The organism is Marmoricola sp. Leaf446, assembly GCF_001424755.1.
Taxonomy (GTDB): Bacteria; Actinomycetota; Actinomycetes; order Propionibacteriales; family Nocardioidaceae; genus Marmoricola.
The window spans coordinates 1332411-1348864 of the sequence record NZ_LMRF01000001.1 but is presented as its reverse complement, the minus strand read 5'-3'; the positions used below and the strand labels follow the sequence as shown (position 1 = coordinate 1348864).

15 protein-coding genes are annotated in these 16454 nt (G+C 73.4%); 6 read left to right on the top strand and 9 right to left on the bottom strand.

From position 1 onward, the window contains the following. Positions 1-38: 38 nt before the first annotated feature. The 5 genes from ASG49_RS06360 to ASG49_RS06340 form a co-directional block, all read right to left on the bottom strand. Positions 39-716, bottom strand: a complete 678-nt coding sequence (locus tag ASG49_RS06360; protein WP_056538528.1) for a hypothetical protein — start codon at positions 714-716, stop codon at positions 39-41. A gap of 11 nt (positions 717-727) precedes the next feature. Beyond that, complete coding sequence (locus tag ASG49_RS06355) at positions 728-1270, bottom strand: PGPGW domain-containing protein (protein WP_162244499.1); 543 nt, start codon at positions 1268-1270, stop codon at positions 728-730. A 65-nt stretch (positions 1271-1335) separates the two neighbouring features. Further along, complete coding sequence (locus tag ASG49_RS06350) at positions 1336-2391, bottom strand: TrkA family potassium uptake protein (RefSeq protein ID WP_056539904.1); 1056 nt, start codon at positions 2389-2391, stop codon at positions 1336-1338. A gap of 29 nt (positions 2392-2420) precedes the next feature. Next, positions 2421-2774, bottom strand: a complete 354-nt coding sequence (locus ASG49_RS06345) for a hypothetical protein (protein ID WP_056538522.1) — start codon at positions 2772-2774, stop codon at positions 2421-2423. 45 nt (positions 2775-2819) lie between these two features. Further along, on the bottom strand, positions 2820-3920 hold the full coding sequence (locus ASG49_RS06340) for a YihY/virulence factor BrkB family protein (protein ID WP_235561927.1): 1101 nt from the start codon (positions 3918-3920) through the stop codon (positions 2820-2822). 18 nt (positions 3921-3938) lie between these two features. Between ASG49_RS06340 and ASG49_RS06335 the strand changes: the two genes are divergently transcribed. Both ASG49_RS06335 and ASG49_RS06330 read left to right on the top strand, forming a co-directional pair. Beyond that, positions 3939-5582 carry an acyl-CoA dehydrogenase family protein gene (locus ASG49_RS06335; protein WP_056538520.1) on the top strand — a complete coding sequence of 548 codons (1644 nt, stop codon included), beginning with the start codon at positions 3939-3941 and terminating at the stop codon, positions 5580-5582. 167 nt (positions 5583-5749) lie between these two features. Further along, complete coding sequence (locus ASG49_RS06330) at positions 5750-6634, top strand: DUF559 domain-containing protein (RefSeq protein ID WP_156384203.1); 885 nt, start codon at positions 5750-5752, stop codon at positions 6632-6634. Positions 6635-6679: 45 nt separating this feature from the next. On the opposite strand, the gene pgm is transcribed toward ASG49_RS06330, so the two are convergent. Together pgm and glgC are read right to left on the bottom strand one after the other, a co-directional pair. Continuing rightward, the gene (gene pgm, locus ASG49_RS06325) at positions 6680-8326 is read right to left on the bottom strand and encodes a phosphoglucomutase (alpha-D-glucose-1,6-bisphosphate-dependent) (RefSeq protein ID WP_056538514.1); all 1647 of its coding nucleotides are present in this window, start codon (positions 8324-8326) and stop codon (positions 6680-6682) included. Continuing rightward, on the bottom strand, positions 8326-9573 hold the full coding sequence (gene glgC, locus ASG49_RS06320; protein WP_056538512.1) for a glucose-1-phosphate adenylyltransferase: 1248 nt from the start codon (positions 9571-9573) through the stop codon (positions 8326-8328). Before glgC ends, pgm begins: the two co-directional genes overlap by 1 nt. Before the next feature lie 68 nt (positions 9574-9641). Here glgC and glgA point away from each other — a divergent pair, with 68 nt between their 5' ends. Further along, positions 9642-10829, top strand: coding sequence for a glycogen synthase (gene glgA, locus ASG49_RS06315; protein ID WP_056538508.1), 1188 nt, complete (start codon positions 9642-9644; stop codon positions 10827-10829). Here the strand turns inward: glgA and ASG49_RS06310 are convergent. Continuing rightward, positions 10811-11299 (bottom strand): MarR family winged helix-turn-helix transcriptional regulator, encoded by a 489-nt coding sequence (locus ASG49_RS06310; RefSeq protein ID WP_056538503.1) that lies wholly within the window; start codon positions 11297-11299, stop codon positions 10811-10813. The genes glgA and ASG49_RS06310 overlap by 19 nt on opposite strands. Positions 11300-11351: 52 nt before the next feature. On the opposite strand from ASG49_RS06310, the gene ASG49_RS06305 reads away from it, so the two are divergent. Continuing rightward, the gene (locus tag ASG49_RS06305) at positions 11352-12569 is read left to right on the top strand and encodes a phosphotransferase (RefSeq protein ID WP_056538500.1); all 1218 of its coding nucleotides are present in this window, start codon (positions 11352-11354) and stop codon (positions 12567-12569) included. A 43-nt stretch (positions 12570-12612) separates the two neighbouring features. Here ASG49_RS06305 and ASG49_RS06300 read toward each other — a convergent pair whose 3' ends face one another. Beyond that, positions 12613-14019 carry a cation:dicarboxylate symporter family transporter gene (locus ASG49_RS06300; RefSeq protein ID WP_056538497.1) on the bottom strand — a complete coding sequence of 469 codons (1407 nt, stop codon included), beginning with the start codon at positions 14017-14019 and terminating at the stop codon, positions 12613-12615. Between the two features lie 167 nt (positions 14020-14186). On the opposite strand from ASG49_RS06300, the gene ASG49_RS06295 reads away from it, so the two are divergent. Both ASG49_RS06295 and ASG49_RS06290 read left to right on the top strand, forming a co-directional pair. Continuing rightward, positions 14187-15764, top strand: a complete 1578-nt coding sequence (locus tag ASG49_RS06295; protein ID WP_235561926.1) for a sensor histidine kinase — start codon at positions 14187-14189, stop codon at positions 15762-15764. Beyond that, positions 15761-16447: a response regulator gene (locus tag ASG49_RS06290; protein WP_056538494.1), complete on the top strand. Its 687-nt coding sequence runs from the start codon at positions 15761-15763 to the stop codon at positions 16445-16447. The genes ASG49_RS06295 and ASG49_RS06290 overlap by 4 nt, the downstream gene beginning before the upstream one ends. The last annotated feature ends 7 nt before the right edge of the window (positions 16448-16454 follow it).

Here is a 16454-nt window from a genome sequence, read left to right as displayed (position 1 = left end):
ACCGACACCCCCGCGGGCACCGGCGCCGCGTGGGGCGACTACTCCGCCAGCGGCCGCGTCGGCAGGTCGCCGAGGCCGGCGAGGGCGGGCAGGTAGGCCGTGACGTCGCCGCGGGTGGTCCAGCCGCGCAGCTGCTCGGCCGTGCGCCGGCTGCACAGCGCCCGCAGCAGGTCGAAGTCGGACGCCTCGAGCACGGTGTCGGCGTCGGCGGCCGCGCCGCGCGAGGCCCACTGCCACGTGGGACCGACCAGGCCCAGGGCCGGCACCTCGCCCAGGGTGGTGCCCAGGCGACCGGCCATCCTCCGTCGTACGACGTCGACGCCGGGGGCGTCGCGCGCACCGGCCCGACGGAGCGCGCCCCGGAGGTCCTGCTCGTGGATCAGCACGTCGTTGAGGGGCCGGGTGCCGTGGTCGGCCATCCACGCGGCGAGGTCGTCGGCCAGCCCGCGCCACTCCTCCACCAGCTCGACCCCGGAGCGCCCGCGACGGGCGTCGACCTGCGCCTGCGTCCACCCGGGGTTGTGGTCGTCCGGCTCGTCACCGCCGAGCACGTCGGCGGCCAGCCCCACCATGTGAGAGACCAGGTCGCGCGCGGTCCAGTCGGGCGTGGCGGGCACGTGGCGCTCGAGCTCGGCCGGGCTGGCCTGCAGGACGAGGTCGCAGACACGCCGGTGGCCGGAGCGCCAGGCGTCGATCTCCGAGGACGGGGATGTCACGGCGTGGCTGCCTAGTGCGAGGCGGTGTCGGCCGGACGGGCGCCGTCGAGCCGGTTGCCGTCCTGGTCGTGCTGCACCCCGGGACTGTCGCTCGCGCCGCCGCGGGTGGCCTGGGCCTCGATGTCGGCCTTGGTCGCGCCGCGCAGCTTGACGAAGCTGTAGACCAGCAGGCCGAAGGCCACGACGCCGGAGAAGATCAGCGTGGAGCCGGTGCCCCAGCCGCCGATCAGCCACCAGCTCTCGCGCAGCGGCCACCAGTCGGGCGCCGGGGGCCGCATGCCCCAGTAGATGCCGAGCCCGACCAGCCAGGCGACGCCCAGCAGCGAGGCGATGATGCGCGGCCACGTCTTCACGCTGTCGGCGGCGCCCTTGAGCGCCCACACCTTGACCTTGTCGAGCCGCTTGTCGGCCCACTCGTACTGCGTGGCCAGCACGACCATCGCGAGCAGGATGACCATCGCCCCGGGTCCGGGTGCCGGCATCAAGATGATGCCCGCCACCAGCAGGACCCAGCCCAGCACCTTGAGCCCCAGGCCCTTCACGGCTTCCTTCACGCCCCTGATCCTACGAGGCGGCACCCCAGAGCGCAGCCGCTACGCGCGTCCGGTGCAGCCCGGTGCTACTCCTCCTCGTCGGCGAGCGTCTCGTTGTGCGTGCCCGGGCGGGGTGCCCAGGGCAGCTCCTTGGAGGGGCGTACGACGATCAGCTCGTCGCCGCGCGCCAGCAGCGTGACCGTCGGGTCGAAGTAGCGGTAGACCTTCTCGTCGCGCACCACGGCGATCACCTGGTCGGGCAGCGACTGCGGCGCCCGGCCGACCTCGCCGACCAGCAGCTCGCGCTGGGCCACCTCCAGACCCTCGCCGTAGGTGAGCAGGTCCTCCATCACCGCGCCGAGGTTGGGCGAGTACGACGCGAGGCCGAGCAACCGGCCCACCGCGTCGGAGGAGGTGATCACCGAGTCGGCACCGCTCTGCCGCACCAGCTGCACGTTGTCCTGCTCGCGCACCGCGGCGACGATGTAGGCGTCGGGGTTGAGCTGGCGCACCGTCAGCGTCGCGAGCACCGTGGTGTCGTCGCGGGCGGTGGTGATGATGACCTGCTGGGCGTGCTCGACGCCGGCGCGCCGCAGCACGTCGCGCCGGGTGGCGTCGCCCGTGACGACGGCCAGCCCGTCGGCGTTGGCCTCCTCCTGACCGACCGTCGAGGGGTCCACCACGACGACGGAGTCGCGGGAGGTGCCGTTGCTGACCAGGGTCTGCACGGCGCTGCGACCCTTGGTGCCGTAGCCGATGACGACGACGTGCTGGTTCATCTTCCTCCTCCAACGGGCGACCCGGAACATCTCGCGGCCCTGCGCGGCCAGCACCTCCAGCGTCGTGCCGATCAGCAGCACCAGGAAGGCGATGCGCAGCGGCGTGACGACGAAGGCGTTGACCAGCCGCGCCGTGTCCGTGGCCGGGGCGATGTCGCCGTAGCCGGTCGTGCTCAGGGTGACGGTCGTGTAGTACATCGCGTCGACCAGGCTGACCTGGTTGGTCGGGTCGCTGTTGTCGACGTAGCCGTCGCGGTCGAACCACACGATCGCGACCGTGAAGACCAGGATCCCGATGGCGGCCAGCAGCCGCCGGCCGAGCTCCCACCACGGGGAGCGCTGCCGGGCCGGCAGGGTCAGCATCCCGAACGTGCGGGGGGCGGCCGCCACGACTAGCGGACCACGTCGCCGATGACGACGACCGACTGCCGGGGCTCGCCGTCGACCTGCTCGGCGGTGGCGACGGAGACGAAGCGCAGGGTGTCGCCCTCGCGGGGCACGGCACTGGACGGCGTACGACGCAGGGAGCCGCACAGCCGGCCCTCGTCGTCGGAGCCGGGCAGGTCCTCCACGGTGGCGCCGGTGAGGCAGATCCGCTGGTCGTCCGCGTCGTAGGAGGCCACCTGCGCCGTACGCCGCTCCACCTGGTCGGTCGCGCCGGCCACGGAGCCGACGAGGTAGCCCCCGAGCAGGCACAGGCCGGCTCCGGCGAGGACCACCGGGGTCGGCAGGGTCACGTTGGCCACGGCCGAAGCATGGCACGCACGCGGCGGGCCCCGCGGCAGCGACCCTCAGGCCTCCCGGCCCGGCGCCACGGGCTGGGCGGGCGCGACGGCGTCCGTGCCTCGGGTGTCGCCCGCGGTCGCCCCGGCCCCGGGTTCGGCGTCGGCCTCGGGCTCCGGCTCCGGCTCGGTCCTGGCGGTGGTCGGGCCGGCCCGCCAGGGCAGCACGTTGTCGAGCGAGATCCGGCTGAGCCGCTCCGCGCGGGCGGTGGTGAGCTCCTTCTGCGGCCAGACCTGGTCGAATGCGGCGTTGAGCGCGGCGCCGATGAGGATGGCGATGGAGAGCAGGTAGAGCCACAGCAGCACCGCGATCGGCGCGGCCAGTGGTCCGTAGATCGAGGTCGAGCCCTGCGCGGTCCCGACCAGGACCCAGCGCAGCAACGCCGACCCGAAGACCCAGCAGAACATCGTGAACACCGCGCCCGGGAGGTTCCAGCGCCAGCGGGTCCGGACCGGCACCGACAGGTGGTAGAGCAGCGCCAGGAACACGATGCCGAGCAGCAGCACGACCGGCCAGTAGAGCTGGTCGAGGAACTCCAGGCGCTCGGGCAGCCAGCGCCCGATCAGCGTGGGCCCGGCCACCACGAGCGGCACGAGCACGACCCCCATCAGCATGCCGAGCAGGTAGAGCCCGAAGGACAGCGCGCGCGTGCTGAGGATGCCGCGCTGACCGCCGAGGCCGTACATGATCGTGATGGTGTCGAGGAACACGTTGAGCGCCCGCGAGCCGGACCACAGCGCGAGCACGAAGCCGATCGAGATCACGTCGTAGCGGCCGCCCGAGAGCACCTCGTCGAGGGTCGGCCGGATGATGCTGTCGACCGTCTGCGGCGTCAGCGCCTGGCTGGCCAGCGCGATGATGGTGTCGCGGACCTCGGCGATCTGGCTGTCGCTGAACTGCGCGAAGATGTAGCCGATCGAGCCCGCCAGCGCGAAGATCAGCGGCGGCAGCGAGAGCACCGCGAAGAACGCCGCCTCGGCCGCCAGCCCGGTGACCCGGTGGCGCATGCAGGTGCCGACCGTGTTGACGACCAGCTGCCAGGTCGACGTGCGCATCGTGGCCCACGACAACCCGCGCACCTGGCGGCGCGGACTGCTCTGGACGGCCATGAGCACTACGGTAAGGCCATGAGCGCCGACTCCCGGGTAGCCCGCAACCAGGCCCCGCCGCTCGTCGGCCACGACGTCGTGACCTCCGACACCGCGCTGGTCGACGCGGTGCGCAGCCACGCCCCCGACGGCGTCGTCGAGACGCTGGGCGACCTGGGCCGCGAGGCCGGCACCGAGGAGGCCCGCGAGCACGGCCGGCTGGCCAACGTGCACCACCCCGAGCTGGTGACCGTCGACCGCTACGGCAACCGCGTCGACGAGGTCCGCTTCCACCCCTCGTGGCACTGGCTGATGGAGCGCGCGGTCGGCCACGGGCTGCAGGCGGCGCCCTGGGAGCAGCAGGAGTCCGGCGCCCCGCACGCCCACCTGCGTCGCGCCGCCGGGTTCTTCGCCTGGTCGCAGACCGAGCCGGGGCACGGCTGCCCGATCTCGATGACGTACGCCGCCGTCCCCGCCCTGCGCGTCGACGACGCGCTGGCCAAGGAGTGGACGCCCAAGCTGGCCGCGACCTCCTACGACCCGGGCGTGCGGCTGCTGGCCGACAAGGGCGGCGCGCTGGCCGGGATGGGGATGACCGAGAAGCAGGGCGGGTCCGACGTGCGCGCCAACGAGACGGCGGCCCGGCCGACCTCGGTCGACGGGGAGTACACCCTGCACGGCCACAAGTGGTTCACCTCCGCCCCGATGAACGACGTCTTCCTGGTGCTGGCCCAGGCCCCGGACGGGCTGTCGTGCTTCCTGGTGCCCCGGGTGCTGCCCTCGGGCGAGCGCAACCGCATCGACGTCGTACGGCTCAAGGACAAGCTGGGCAACCGCTCCAACGCCTCGGCCGAGCTCGAGCTGGAGGGCACCTGGGCGCAGCGGCTCGGCGACGAGGGCCGCGGCGTGCGCACGATCATCGAGATGGTCGCCGCCACCCGCCTCGACTGCGTCATCGGGTCGGCCTCGCTGATGCGCAAGGCGCTGGCCGAGGCGTCGTGGCACGTGGCGCACCGGTCGGCGTTCGGCGGGCTGCTGGGCGACAAGCCGCTGATGCGCAACGTGGTGGCCGATCTGGCGGTGGAGTCCGAGGCGGCGACGGTGCTGGCCATGCGGCTGGCGAGCGCCGTGGACCGGCGTACGGACCCCCACGAGGCGGCGCTGCGCCGGATCGCGCTGCCGCTCGCGAAGTTCTGGGTGTGCAAGCGCACGCCGATGATGGTGGCCGAGGCGCTGGAGTGCCTGGGCGGCAACGGCTACGTCGAGGAGTCCGGGCTGCCGCTGCTGTTCCGCGAGTCGCCGCTGAACTCGGTGTGGGAGGGCTCGGGCAACGTCAACGCCCTGGACGTGCTGCGCGCCCTGACGCGCGAGCCCGAGACGCTGGCCGCCTGGCTGACCGAGGTCGGTCTCGCCCGCGGCGAGGACCCCCGCCTCGACCGCGCCGTCGAGGGCGTCCTGACCATGCTCGGCGAGGTGGAGACCCTCGAGCACTCCGCCCGCCGCCTCGCCGGCCAGATGGCCGCCTGCCTCCAGGCCTCGCTCCTGCTCCGCCTCGCCGACCCCGACGTCGCCGACGCCTTCTGCGCCACCCGCCTGGGCGGCGACTACAACGGCACCCTCGGCACGCTGCCCGTCGGCACCGACCTCGCCACCATCGTCACCCGCGCCACCCCCGTCGTCTGAGCGTCGGGCGTTTCTCGCAGACGCGCGGACACAAGTCCGCGTCCGGGGTAGACGAACGTGGGCGAACCGGACGCTCCGACGAACTTGTGTCCGCGCGTCTGCGCGCCGGCGGCGAGTCCTGTGGACGGCCGTTCGACGACGCAGCGGAGTCGGGTCAGGGTGTCGGCGTGTCCGATGCCGTGCGCTTCCTCGTCCAGCGAGGGGGCTTCGCGACCTGGGGCGAGCTGGTCGAGGCGACCGGGCGGAGCGAGTTCGACCGAGCCGTGAGGGTCGGGCACATCGTGTGGGTGTCGCGGGGCCGCTACGGGCTGCCGGGCCTCGACCTCGACGTGATGACGGCGCACGGGCTGCGCGGCGTGCTCAGCCACGTCAGCGCCGCGCTGTGGCACGGCTGGGAGGTGAAGACCCTGCCCGACAAGACGCACGTCACCGTCCCACGTCGCCGGCGTCTGGCCACGCCGCCGACGGTGGTCCCCCACCGTTCCGACCTCGGGTCGGACGAGGTCGTCGACGACATCTGCACGTCGGCCCGCCGCACGCTGCTCGACTGCCTGCGGACCCTCCCTGTCGACGAGGGGCTGGCGATCGGCGACTCCGCGCTGCGCCACGGCGTACGCCGCGAGGTGCTGACCGACATCGCGGCAACCATCCGTGGCCGCGGTCGCCCCGCCGTGCGCCACGTCGCTCGTCACGCCGACGGGAGCGCCGCCAACCCGTTCGAGTCGTGCCTGCGTGCCCTCGCGCTGCAGGTCGAGGGACTCCAAGTGAGCCCGCAGCTGCGTGTCGTCGGCTCGAGGACGACGGTGCGACCCGACCTCGTCGACACCCGGCTGCGGATCATTCTCGAGGCCGACTCCTTCGAGTGGCACGGCGACCGGTCGGCCCTGCGCCGCGATGCCCGTCGCTACAACCTCCTGGTCGTCGACGGTTGGACGGTGCTGCGGTTCTCCTGGGAGGACGTCATGCACGACCCGGCGTACGTGCTCGACGTGCTGCAGCGAGTCGTGGACGCGCGGACACAAGTCCTGCGAGGACGTGGGCGAACCGCCTGAAACCGGACCGATCCGCCGACTTGTGTCCGCGCGTCTGCGAACCGATCAGGAACCGAGGGCCGCGGAGACGACCTGCTTGGCTTCGGCCTGGACCTCGGCGAGGTGGTCGGGGCCGCGGAAGGACTCGGCGTAGATCTTGTAGACGTCCTCGGTGCCGCTGGGGCGGGCGGCGAACCAGGCCGACCCGGTGGTGACCTTGAGCCCGCCGATGGCGGCGCCGTTGCCGGGGGCCTCGGTGAGCTTGCCGGTGATCTCCTCCCCGGCGAGCGAGGTGGCGGTGACGGCGTCGGGCGAGAGGGCGGCCAGGGCGGCCTTCTGCTCGCGGTCGGCGGGCGCGTCGACCCGGGCGTACGCCGGCTCGCCGTGCTGTGCGACCAGGTCGGCGTAGTGCTGGCTGGGGGTGCGACCGGTCGCGGCGAGGATCTCGCTCGCGAGCAGGGCCAGCAGGATGCCGTCCTTGTCGGTGGTCCACGTCGACCCGTCGCGACGCAGGAACGAAGCCCCCGCGGACTCCTCGCCGCCGAAGCCGAACGAGCCGTCGATCAGGCCGGGCACGAACCACTTGAACCCGACGGGCACCTCGACGAGCGGCTTGCCGAGCGAGGCGGCGACGCGGTCGATCATCGAGCTCGACACCAGGGTCTTGCCGATCCGGGCGGTCTCGGGCCAGTCGGGCCGGGCGCCGCCGAACAGGTAGCCGATGGCGACGGCCAGGAAGTGGTTGGGGTTCATCAGCCCGCCGTCGGGCGTCACGATGCCGTGCCGGTCGGCGTCGGCGTCGTTGCCGGTGGCGATGTCGTACTCGTCCTTGCGACCGATGAGCGAGGCCATCGCGGACGGGGAGGAGCAGTCCATCCGGATCTTCTCGTCCCAGTCGAGCGTCATGAACCGCCACGTCGGGTCGACGAGCGGGTTCACCACGGTCAGGTCGAGGCGCAGCCGCTCGGCGATCTCGCCCCAGTAGTGCACCGCCGCCCCACCGAGCGGGTCGGCGCCGATCCGCACGCCCGCCTCGCGGACCCGGTCGACGTCGAGCACCGAGGGCAGGTCGTCGACGTAGGTGCCGAGGAAGTCGTAGCCCTGGGCGGCGGCGCGGGCGCGGGCGAACGGCACCCGCTGCACGCCGGACAGGCCGCCTCGGATCAGCTCGTTGGCGCGGGCGGCGATCGCCTTGGTGGCGTCGGAGTCGGCGGGGCCGCCGTGGGGCGGGTTGTACTTGAAGCCGCCGTCGCTCGGGGGGTTGTGCGACGGGGTGACCACGATGCCGTCGGCCAGGCCCGAGCCGGACGTGCGGCCGCCGTTGGCCCGGATGATCGCGTGGGAGACGGCCGGCGTGGGGGTGTAGCCGTCGCGGGCGTCGACCAGGACGGTCACGTCGTTGGCGACCAGCACCTCCAGCGCGGTCGCCCACGCCGGCTCGGAGAGGCCGTGGGTGTCACGGCCGACGAACAGCGGGCCGTCGTACCCCTGCTGGCGGCGGTGGTCGACGATCGCCTGCGTGGTGGCGGCGATGTGGGTCTCGTTGAAGGACGTCTTGAGCGAGGACCCGCGGTGGCCGCTGGTGCCGAAGGCGACCTGCTGGTCGACGTCGTCGGGGTCGGGCTCACCGGTGTAGTAGGCCGTGACCAGGTGCGCGACGTCGACGAGGTCCTCGGGGCGGGCCGGCGTGCCGGCGCGGCTCTGCTCGGCCATCAGGTGACCTCCTGCCCCTTGGCGAGCACGGTCAGGCCGTCCTCGACCACGAAGCCGCGGGCGCGGTCGGCCTCGGGGTCGACGCCGACCCGGGCCCCGGCCGGGACCACGACGTTCTTGTCGAGGATGGCGTTCTTGACGATCGCCCCCTCCCCCACGCTCACGCCGTTGAGCAGCACCGACCCCTCGACGCGCGCGCCGGAGGCGACGCGGACCGACGGCGACAGCACCGACTCGCGGACCGAGCCGCCGGTCACGACGACGCCCGGGGACAGGATCGAGTTGTAGACGGTCACGGGCGTCATGCCGTCGCCCTCGACCAGCTTGGCGGGCGGCTGCGGGCCGTAGGTGGTGTAGATCGGCCACTGCTGGTTGTAGAGGTTGAAGACCGGCAGGTGGGCGACGAGGTCCATGTGGGCGGCGTAGTAGGAGCCCATCGTGCCGACGTCGCGCCAGTAGCCCCGGTCGCGCTCGTTGGAGCCGGGCACGTCGTTGTCCTTGTAGTCGTAGACCGCCGCCTCGCCCCGTGCGACGAAGGCCGGGACGATGTCGCCGCCCATGTCGTGCTTGGAGTCCTCGTCCTCGGCGTCGCGGGTGACCGCCTCGCGCAGCGCCTCGGCGTCGAAGACGTAGTTGCCCATCGAGGCGAGCACCTCGTCGGGCGAGTCGGGCAGGCCGGTGGGGTCCGTCGGCTTCTCCAGGAACGCGCGGATCCGGTCGGGGCGCGCGGGGTCGACGTCGATGACGCCGAACTGGTCGGCCAGCGAGATCGGCTGCCGGATGGCGGCGACGGTGGCGCCCGCGCCGCTGGCGACGTGGGCGTCGACCATCTGCGAGAAGTCCATCCGGTAGACGTGGTCGGCTCCGACCACCACGACGATGTCGGGCTTCTCGTCGTCGAGGAGGTTCATGGACTGGAAGATCGCGTCGGCGCTGCCGAGGTACCACCGCTTGCCGACCCGCTGCTGCGCCGGCACCGGCGTGACGTAGTTGCCGAGCAGCGTCGACATCCGCCAGGTGGTGGTGACGTGGCGGTCCAGGCTGTGCGACTTGTACTGCGTCAGCACGACCACCTGGAGGTAGCCGGAGTTGACGACGTTGGAGAGCGCGAAGTCGATCAGGCGGTAGATGCCGCCGAACGGCACCGCGGGCTTGGCGCGGTCGGCGGTCAGCGGCATCAGCCGCTTGCCCTCACCGCCCGCCAGCACGATGGCCAGGACCTTCTTGCGCCGCGACGATGCACTCATGCCTCGACCCTAGGGGTGACCGCGGTCACGCGCGAGCGCCGCCGCCCGACGCGCACTAGGTTGCTGCCATGCGCATCGACGTGTTGTCCAGGGAGTACCCGCCCGAGGTGTACGGCGGCGCCGGCGTCCACGCGGCCGAGCTGGTCCGGGCGCTGCGGGCCGTCGACGGGGTCGACGCCCGCGTCCACTGCTTCGGCGGGGAGCGCGCCGAGGCCGGCACGACGGCGTACGCCGACCCGGCGGGTCTCGCCGACGCCAACGCGGCGGTCCGCACGCTGGGCGTCGACCTGGAGATGGTCGGCGGGTGCGTCGGCACCGACCTGGTCCACTCCCACACCTGGTACGCCAACCTGGCCGGTCACCTCGCCAAGCTGCTGCACGGCGTCCCCCACGTGGTCTCGGCGCACAGCCTGGAGCCGATGCGGCCGTGGAAGGCCGAGCAGCTGGGCGGCGGGTACGCCGTGTCGAGCTGGGTCGAGCGGACGGCGTACGAGGCCGCCGACACCGTGATCGCCGTGAGCGCCGCGATGCGCGAGGACGTGCTGCGCGCCTACCCCGCGATCGACCCTGCCCGGGTCCAGGTCGTCCACAACGGCATCGACACCGAGGACTGGCAGCCGGTGAGCGACCCCGACCGCGTCCGCGAGCTCGGCGTCGACCCCGACCGGCCGAGCGTGATCTTCGTCGGCCGGATCACCCGCCAGAAGGGACTGCCGCTGTTCCTGCGCGCCGCCGCCCAGCTGCCGCCCGACGTGCAGCTGGTGCTGTGCGCGGGAGCGCCGGACACCCCCGAGATCGAGGCCGAGGTGCGCGGGCTGGTCGACCGGCTCGCCGCCGAGCGCGAGGGCGTGGTCTGGATCTCCGAGATGCTGCCCCGGCCCGACGTGGTGGCGCTGCTGACGGCGGCGACCGTCTTCGCGTGCCCGTCGATCTACGAGCCGCTCGGTATCGTCAACCTCGAGGCGATGGCCTGCGAGACCGCCGTGGTGGCGACCGCGACCGGGGGCATCCCCGAGGTCGTGGTCGACGGGGAGACGGGCTGGCTGGTGCCGATCGAGCAGGCCACCGACGGCACCGGCACGCCGCTGCAGCCCGAGCAGTACGTCGCGGACCTCGCCGCCGCGCTGGTCGAGGCCGTGAGCGACCCCGAGCGCGCGGCGGCGTACGGCCTCGCCGGGCGGCGCCGGGCGCAGGAGCACTTCAGCTGGCCCGCGATCGCCGAACGGACGCTGGAGATCTACCGCTCGCTGGTCTGAGCCCCGGGGGCTGCTGCCGCACCGGGCGCCGCGTCGGCGCGCCAGACGCCGGTCGCGACCTCCTCGAGCACCTCGCGGAAGACCCGGTAGCGCTCCGGCCCGACCTGGGCCGCCCACGCCTCCTCCAGCTCCAGGACGCGGTCGCGGGCCGCGTGCGTCGCCCGCTCCCCCTCCGTCGTACGCCGCACCACGCGGACGCGCCGGTCGTCCTGGCGGGGATCGACCACCAGGTGGCCGGAGTCGACGAGCACGCTGACGAACTGCCCGCAGCCCTGCTTGGTCATCCCCACCCGCCGGGCGAGGTCGGTGACGCTGATCCCCTCCGCCGGCACGGCCGAGACCACGCGCAGCTGCGACTGCCGCAGGCCCGGCCCCGCGCCGAAGGCCTCACCCAGCCGCCGGAACAGCTGACCGAGGAGCAGCGCGGCGTGCCACTCCCCTCGCGGCGGAATGCCCTTGACCGAGTTCATAAAGCAAGTTTACCTTCGAGGTGGTAGAGCCGCCTGCCGATCGGAGGTCGTCATGGCCCACACCACCGCCCCTGCTGCCGACGCGCTGGAGGCCCTCGGCCCCGCCGCCGTGGACGCGGACACGCTGACCGGGCTCGTGGCCGCCCTGCTGGGCGAGCCGCCCGGCCACGTCCGGCTGCGCGGGGTCACGGTCGACCCGGTGGACTACGAGCTGGACGCGATCACGACCGCCGCCCGGCACTGGGTGCGGGGCGAGGCGGTGGTCTCGACGGGCTCGACTAACGGGGGCCCCGGATCGGACACGGACGCGGTCCGGCCGTGGTCGGTCTTCGTCAAGCAGGTGCAGTGCTGGAGCCGGCACCCCGCCTTCGCGGCCGTGCCGCCGGAGATGCGGGAGCTGGCGGCGGCGGGGCTGCCCTGGCGCACCGAGCCGCTCGCCTACCGCTCCGACCTCGGCGCCCGGCTGCCCGAGGGTCTGGCGATGCCGCGCGCGCTGCTGGTCGAGGACCTCGACGAGCTGTCGGCCGCGGTCTGGCTGCCGGAGGTGGCGACGCGCCTCGGGACCTGGGGGCTGGAGCGTTACGTGTCCGCGGCCCACCTGCTGGGCCGGCTGGCCGCGAGCCCCGCGGTGCGCGAGGCCGCGTCCCGGGTCGGCCACGGCCTGTCGGTGTGGAGCTACCTCCACGGGCGCCTGGCGGGGCAGGTGCTCCCCGCCCTCCTAGACGACGGGCTGTGGGAGCACCCGCTGCTGGCCGGACCCTTCGACGAGGTGCGCGAGCGCCTGCGCGACGCCGCCCGCCGGGCCGAGGCGCTGACCGCCGAGCTGGCCGCCGTGCCGCTGCTGGCCGCCCACGGCGACGCCTGCCCCCACAACCTGCTCACCTCGCCGGGGGTCGAGGGGTTCGTGCTCATCGACTACGGCTTCTTCGGCGCGGCACCGGTCGGCTTCGACCTGGCCCAACTCCTCGTCGGCGAGGTCCAGACCGGCCACTGCGCCGAGGACCTGGAGTCCCTGGCCACGCGCGACGAGGCCTGCCTCGCGGCCTACGTCACCGGGCTGCGGGCCGAGGGCGACGACACCCCCACCGAGGTGGTGCGCCGCGCCCACGCGCTGCAGCTGGTGCTGTACGCCGGCCTGTCGTCGCTGCCGTTCGAGCACCTCGGCTCGGAGCCGACCCCGGCGCTGGTGGACCTCGCCCGGCAGCGCGCCGTGCTCGCGGCGTACAGCCTGGACCTGCTGGACCGCACCGGGACGCACGACGGGCCCTGACCCGCCTCGCGGCGGACCAGGGCCCGGGGTGCCGGTGCCGTGCTCAGGGGGTGGTGGTGGAGCTCCCGCTGGTGGTGCTCGCGGTGGTGCTCGCGGTGGTGCCCTCCGGGTCGATCTCCCGGGCGCGGTCGCCCTCGGAGTGGTCGTCGTCGAGCATCGTCATCTCGTCGAACGGCGCGTGGCCGGCGAGCACCTGGTCGAGCCGCTCGCGGTTCAGCGTGCCGGTCCAGTGGCCCACCAGGACCGTGGCGACGCCGTTGCCGGCGAAGTTGGTGACCGCGCGGGCCTCGGACATGAACCGGTCGATGCCGACGATGAGGCCGACGCCGTCGAGCAGCTCGGGCCGGTGCGAGGACAGGCCGCCGGCCAGGGTGGCCAGACCGGCGCCGGAGACGCCCGCCGCGCCCTTGGAGGCGATGACCATGAAGACCAGCAGCGAGATCTGCTCGCCGATCGACAGCGGCTTGCCGAGCGCGTCGGCGATGAAGATCGAGGCCATCGTCAGGTAGATCGCGGTGCCGTCGAGGTTGAAGGAGTAGCCGGTCGGGATGACCACGCCCACCGTGGTCTTGTCGACGCCGGCGTGCTCCATCTTGGCGATGACCCGCGGCAGCGCGGACTCCGAGGAGGAGGTCGAGACGATGAGGAGGAACTCGCGGGCGAGGTACTTGAACAGGCTCAGGATGTTGACCCCGGTGACCAGCTTGAGGATCGTGCCGAGGACGCCGAAGACGAAGATGAAGCAGGTCAGGTAGAACGCGCCCATCAGCACGGCCAGGCTCTTCAGCGCGTCGAGGCCGGTCTCGCCGACGACGGCGGCGATGGCGCCGAACGCACCGATCGGCGCGACCCACATCACCATCGCGAGCACGCGGAACACCAGGCGCTGGAGGTGGCCGATGCCCCGCAGGATGGGCTCGCCGGAGCGACCCATGGCCTGCAGCGCGAACCCGACCAGCAGCGCGACGAACAGCGTCTGCAGCACCTCGCCGGAGGTCAGCGAGGAGAACAGCGAGTCGGGCACGATGCCGGTGATGAACTCCGTGGTGGAGCCGGCGCCCGCGGCCTGCTCGGCGCCGACGCCCGCGGTCTCGTCGGTCAGGTTGAGGCCCTCGCCCGGGTCGATGAGGTTGCCGACGACCAGGCCGATGGCCAGGGCGAAGGTCGACATCGTCAGGAAGTAGGCCAGCGCGAGCCCGCCGACCTTGCCGACGCTGGCGGCGCTGCGGACCGAGCCGACGCCGATCACGAGCGTGCAGAAGATGACCGGCTGGATCATCATCTTGACCAGCGCCACGAAGGTCTCGCCGATCCACTTCAGCTTCACCGCGAAGTCGGGTGCGACGAAGCCGACGATGACGCCGAGCACCACGGCGACGATCACCGCGATGTACAGGTAGTGGGTGCGGTCCTTCTTGACCGTCGTCCCCTGGGTGTCCGTGCTGCTCATGCGTCCTCCGGCTCTCGGTCGTGCGGCGTGACAGGCGTGTGCCCTGCACCACATCCTGCGACCCCCTGTGACTGCCGTCACCCTTTCGTAGGTTGTGTTCACCGGGTGGGACCCCGGCCGTGGTTGGCGCGGCGGCGTGGGGCGCGGCGTACGGCATGATGCGGCGCATGGCACGGCGCGGCGGTCCCCGGGACTCCCCCGTGGCCCGGCAGATCCTGCTGCTCCAGGTGCTCGTCGTGGTCGTGCTGGTGGTGAGCGCGGTCGCGCTCGCCGCGGTCGACGCCCGCCGCGACGTCCGGGCGGAGTCCCGCGACCAGGCCCTGGCGGTCGCGGAGTCGCTGGCGGACTCCCCCACCGTGCGCACGGCCGTGGTGGGGGCCGACCCGTCGCGGACGCTGCAGCCGTACGCCGAGGAGGTGCGCGCCGACACCGACACCGACTTCGTGGTGGTGATGGCCCTGGACCGCACCCGCTACACCCACCCCGACCCGGACCGCATCGGGGAGAGGTTCATCGGCGACCTCGGCACCGCGCCGGAGGGACGCCCCTTCACCCAGGAGTACGCCGGCACGCTCGGCCCCTCGGTGAGGGCGGTCGTGCCCGTCGAGGACGCCGGCCGCGTGGTCGCGCTGGTCTCGGTCGGCATCACGCTCGACCGGATCCAGCAGCAGCTGCTCGACGACCTGCCCTCGATCGGGCTCGCGGCGCTGGGGGCGCTGGTGGTGGGGCTGGTCGGCGCCTGGCTGATCTCCCGGCGGCTGCGGCGCCAGACCCACGGGATGGGCGAGCGCGAGATCACCCGGATGTACGAGTACTACCGGGCCGTGCTGCACGCCGTCCGCGAGGGGCTGGTGCTGCTCGACGAGGCCGGCCGGGTGCAGCTGGTCAACGACGAGGCGCGGCGGCTGCTCGGGCTGCCCGACGACGTGGTCGGCCGGCGCTTCGACGACCTCGGGCTCCCGCCGGCGATGGTCGAGGCGGCGCGCGGCCGGGTGGCCGAGAGCGACCACCTCTACGTGCTGCGCGACCAGGTGCTGGTGATCAGCTCGGCCCCCGCCTACTGGGGCGGCGCCGAGGTCGGCGCGGTCGTGACGGTGCGCGACCGCACCGAGCTGCAGTCGGTCACCGGCGAGCTCGACCTGGTGCGCGGCCTGACCGCGTCGCTGCGGGCGCAGAACCACGAGGCGGCCAACCGGCTGCACACTGTGGTCGGCCTGATCGAGCTCGGCCGCCACGAGGAGGCCGTCGACTTCGCCACCGAGGAGCTCGCCGTGGCCCAGGCGCTCGCCGACGAGGTGGTCGGGGCGGTGGAGGAGCCCGCGCTGGCGGCGCTGCTGCTCGGCAAGACCGCCCAGGCCGCCGAGCAGGGCGTCGAGCTGCGGCTCACCGGGTCCGTGGGGGCCGAGGTGGCCGTGCCGTCGCGCGAGCTGGTCACGGTGGTGGGCAACCTGATCGACAACGCCCTCGACGCGGTGGCGGAGTCCGAGCGCCGCCAGGTGCGGCTGCGGCTGGAGGACCGCGGGGCGGGGCTGCTCGTGGAGGTCGACGACAGCGGGCCCGGCGTACCTCCCCAGGACGCGGAGCGGGTGCTCGAGCGCGGCTGGTCGACCAAGGCGGTCGAGGGCCGGGGGCTGGGGCTGGCGCTCGTCGGCCAGGTCGCGCGGCGCCACGGCGGCCGCGTCGAGGTCGACTCCTCCGACCTGGGCGGGGCGCGGTTCACCGTGACGCTGGGGCCGCCCTCGTGAGCGTCCGGGTGCTCGTCGTCGAGGACGAGGAGATCGCGGCCGAGGCCCACGCGGCGTACGTCGGGAGGGTGGCGGGGTTCGACCTCGCCGGCGTCGCTCGCTCGGCCGGCGAGGCGATGCGGCTGCTCGACTCCCGCCCCGGCGAGGTCGACCTCGTGCTGCTCGACATGCACCTGCCCGACGGCCACGGCCTGGGGCTGCTCCAGCGGATCCGGGCGGCCGGCCACCTGTGCGACGTCATCGCGGTCACCTCGGCGCGCGACAGCGACGTCGTGCGGCGGGCGGTCTCGCAGGGGGTCGTGCTCTACCTGCTCAAGCCGTTCTCGTTCGCGGCGTTCCGCACCAAGCTGGAGCAGTACGCCGCCTACCGCGAGCAGCTCCGCGAGACCGCCGACGACGTGGTGCAGGACGACGTCGACCAGCTCTTCGGCGCTCTCCGCGCCCGGGGCACCGGGTCGTCGCTGCCTAAGGGGATGAGCCCGGACTCGCTGCGGCAGGTGACCGACGTGCTCCGGCGTACGCCCTCCCCGATGTCGGCCTCCGAGGTCGCCCAGGCCGTCGGCGTCTCCCGCGTCACCGCCCGCCGCTACCTCGAGCACCTCGCCGACGACGGCGCGGTCGAGCGACGACCTCGCTACGGCGGCGCGGGCCGCCCCGAGGTGGCCTACGGCTGGAAGCGCTGAGCCTCAG